Source organism: Microbulbifer sp. 2205BS26-8 (genome assembly GCF_030731025.1).
GTDB lineage: Bacteria > Pseudomonadota > Gammaproteobacteria > Pseudomonadales > Cellvibrionaceae > Microbulbifer > Microbulbifer spongiae.
In genome coordinates this window covers 1-3,093 of sequence record NZ_JAVAMR010000096.1, presented here as the reverse complement: position 1 = coordinate 3,093, position 3,093 = coordinate 1, and the positions used below count along the sequence as shown (strand labels likewise).

Sequence of the window (3,093 nt, the reverse complement as noted above, 5' to 3'; positions counted from 1 at the left end):
AACCACTCATTTTAGAAATTTATCAAAAACACATACTGAAGGAGTATACAATGTTTACGCCACGGATTATGGTAGGAATGGGAATGACACAAATCCTTAAAAAAGGTCAAGCCGGTAAACTGTATTCAGGACACCTCACATATTGCAGCGCACTTGTTTTTAAAGTACTCGACCAGCACAATGAAGTAATCGGCGTCGGAATGGCCCACCGGGAAATTGAAACCGAAGATTTATTCAGGAAAAATTTTAGAAATACGCTTTCCGAACTCGGTGACCCCAGCAACCTAAAAATCGAACCCTGTGCGCTACAGACAGCACCTGACACTCACATAAAAAACGTTCCCTATTCTGATAGAAGCATGCCCAAGGGCAGCCATGAAAATACACTTGATGCACTTATCCAGGCTATGGCAAGTGAGTCAACAATGGATACGAATGAACTTTTCAGGCTATCTGAAGCGGGACCAAAGGCCAACTTTTTAGCCAATGATTGCACTGCAGAAGTGAATAGTAACGGTGAGGTAACGGTACCGAAGAGAAAGAACTACTGGGATCAGGCTTGTAGTATATGTTGAAGGGCCGTATAAGCCTATACCCTTGAACAGCCTGAACCTACATAAGGACAAGTCTATGTATCCAGCAGAGTGTGAAAATGTGGTATTCTTGTCTAGCACTACGTATTAATTACCACCCGGATTTTATGGGTACAATGCTTGCTGATATTGCTAAGTACTAGTTGTCATTACAGGAGAACAATCTATGTTCGAGAATCCATCATTAATTACACGCTTGGCAGTTGGCAAAATTATTGGCGTTTTATTCGGGCTCGTCGGATTTGTCTTTTTACCTTACTTTTATCCAGAAAGTGATTGGCTGCTCAGGTGGGGAATTTTACTGTGGTATACTACTCTTGGAGCCATTATTGGGGTTTTTGGAGTCTTTACCTACCATCCCATATTAAAATTACCTTTCCCTTGGTGGTTTAGGGCGCCTTTATTGGGGGCCTGGATGAATTTTGTACTCACTTTTTTTGCATTTGATACTATGCAGGCTGTACTAATTTCTGCCTTCGGCGATAACAACACCTTCCATTCCCCTTTTTGGTTTACACTTGAAGGCGCCATTATTGGATTGATTATGGGGTATTTTGCAACACGTCTAGGTGGCGAGGGAGTGAAAACTGTAGAGCACTAACATTTAAACTGGACCACCTTGGTGGGGCTGATCACTGTATCTAAGTGTGAATGAGATTGAACATACGAAGACGAAAGCCCGGCATCCACAAACGAATGGTATCTGTGAGCGATTTCACAAGACTATTCTGCAGGAGTTTTATCAGCCGTCACTACGACGCAAGATTTATGGCTCGCTGGAGGATCTGCAGATGGATCTAGACGAATGGCTCAATTATTACAATAATGAACGAACCCACCAAGGCAGGAAGTGCTGTGGCCGTAGGCCAGTACAAACGCTTGAAGATGGCAAAAAGATCTGGATGGAAAAGTTCGTGAACTGAACCTGACCTGACAGAGCACCGTCAGAAAAACCGGTAACTGTCAGATCAAGTCTGAACTACTACAAATCAAACAAGGTCGCCGCTTGATCCATGCCTCTGAACACCAGATTTGACAATAACTCTAAAATGCTGCGGTGTGAAGCTAGCCGTGCAAAATCCGGGTTAGGAAACCTCTGATTAATTCACCTTCCTCCCGAGCTCCTACACCAAAACGGGAGAAATTGATCAAAGATCAGTCAAAAATCACATTTTCATAGCAAATAACCCCCGTTTTCCCACCCAAAATCCGCTTTTCACGAATTTTGGGCGCACTGCCCCTATGCGGGCAGATATTTTTTCCCAATCAATAAATTGGTGAAGCCCGCCAACAGGCACAGGCTTGGGTATTTTTCTCCAGGCCCCGGTAGCGCACTTTGCGGTAGCCAAAGATGCATTTGATATAGCGGAACGGGTGCTCCACTTTAGCTCGGATCTGCGCTTTGATTTTTTCCGCCGCCTTCAGCTCTTCTTTGCCCGGCAGCGTCTTCAGCTTGCTCGGTTTCATGGCGATATGCCACTCAACCTCCTTATCTTTTAATTCCTCACGCTTCTCGGCACCGATATAGCCGGAATCACCCCACACACGCCTTTCCTCGCCATGCAACAGTTGTTCTGTCGCTGTCACGTCGTGCGCATTGGCGGCCGTGGTTTCGAGGCTGTGGATAAGTCCAAGCACGTCGTCGGTACCAATGTGCGCTTTCATTTCGAAGTGTCAGGTGTTGCCTTTTTTGGTTTGATGCATTTCCGGATCGCGTTCTTTGGCTTGGTTTTTTTGTCGAGCTGGATACAGAAATAATGGTGGCATCGACGATGGTGCCCTCGCGCAACATCATGCCTTTTTCCCGCAAATAGCCGTTGATCTCTTCGAAAAGTTTGCGCCCAAGGTCGTTCTTTTCCAGCAGGTGGCGGAAGTTAAGGATAGTGGTTTCATTCGGAATTCTGCCCGCCAAGTGCAGCCCGGCGAAATTGCGCATAGATTCTATTTCGTAGAGCGCATCTTCCATTGCTGGGTCGCTGAGGTTGTAAAACAGCTGCATGCAGTGAATGCGCAGCATGACATCCAGCGAATACGCCCGCGGGCCGCGGTCGTTGTTGTGGTAGAAGGGCTCACTACGGTCGCGCAGGCGCTGCCAGGGAATGAGCGCATCCATCTTTGCCAGAAATTTTTCGCGCTGTGTTTGACAGCGCTTGCTGCGGTATTCGGTTTCGACGAAGGTGACTTGATGCATGATTTTGGGTAGCCTTGAGGAGGAGTACGATTCTATCCGATACTTGGAGAATTATTCAGAGATTCCTAGGCCCGTCACTTGTAGAACGTAGCAGAACTCATACCGTGCTCGCGGTACAACTCTGGTACAGATGTGCCAGATTTTAGAATTACAATACCCTAACTTTTTTGTTGACTTTTTTAATGCTTTATATATGTTCCCTGTGTCGATAATGTTTTACCGTTCGGCATAACCAAAACTAAAGCTATTATTAACCCGGCGGCTATCCGGTTCATTATAGTGTGGAGTCCTACCACAAACACCGCCTAA

2 protein-coding genes and 2 pseudogenes are annotated in these 3,093 nt (G+C 46.0%); 3 read left to right on the top strand and 1 reads right to left on the bottom strand.

Features of this window, described 5'->3' with window-relative positions:
* The 3 genes and pseudogenes from Q5Y71_RS16505 to Q5Y71_RS16495 form a co-directional block, all read left to right on the top strand.
* Positions 1-575 (top strand): hypothetical protein (locus Q5Y71_RS16505; protein WP_306043178.1); only part of this gene is annotated, 575 nt, incomplete at its 5' end.
* A gap of 184 nt (positions 576-759) precedes the next feature.
* Complete coding sequence (locus tag Q5Y71_RS16500; protein ID WP_306043177.1) at positions 760-1,194, top strand: hypothetical protein; 435 nt, start codon at positions 760-762, stop codon at positions 1,192-1,194.
* 34 nt (positions 1,195-1,228) lie between these two features.
* Positions 1,229-1,516: pseudogene (locus Q5Y71_RS16495) on the top strand (integrase core domain-containing protein); the annotation flags it as partial.
* 343 nt (positions 1,517-1,859) lie between these two features.
* Here the strand turns inward: Q5Y71_RS16495 and Q5Y71_RS16490 are convergent.
* Positions 1,860-2,706 (bottom strand): annotated as a pseudogene (locus Q5Y71_RS16490) (IS5 family transposase).
* Positions 2,707-3,093 lie beyond the last annotated feature (387 nt).

Bases quoted from the DNA above. Each gene is read 5' to 3' on its own strand.
- Q5Y71_RS16500 (WP_306043177.1), top strand. From the start codon at position 760: ATGTTCGAGAATCCATCATTAATTACACGCTTGGCAGTTGGCAAAATT.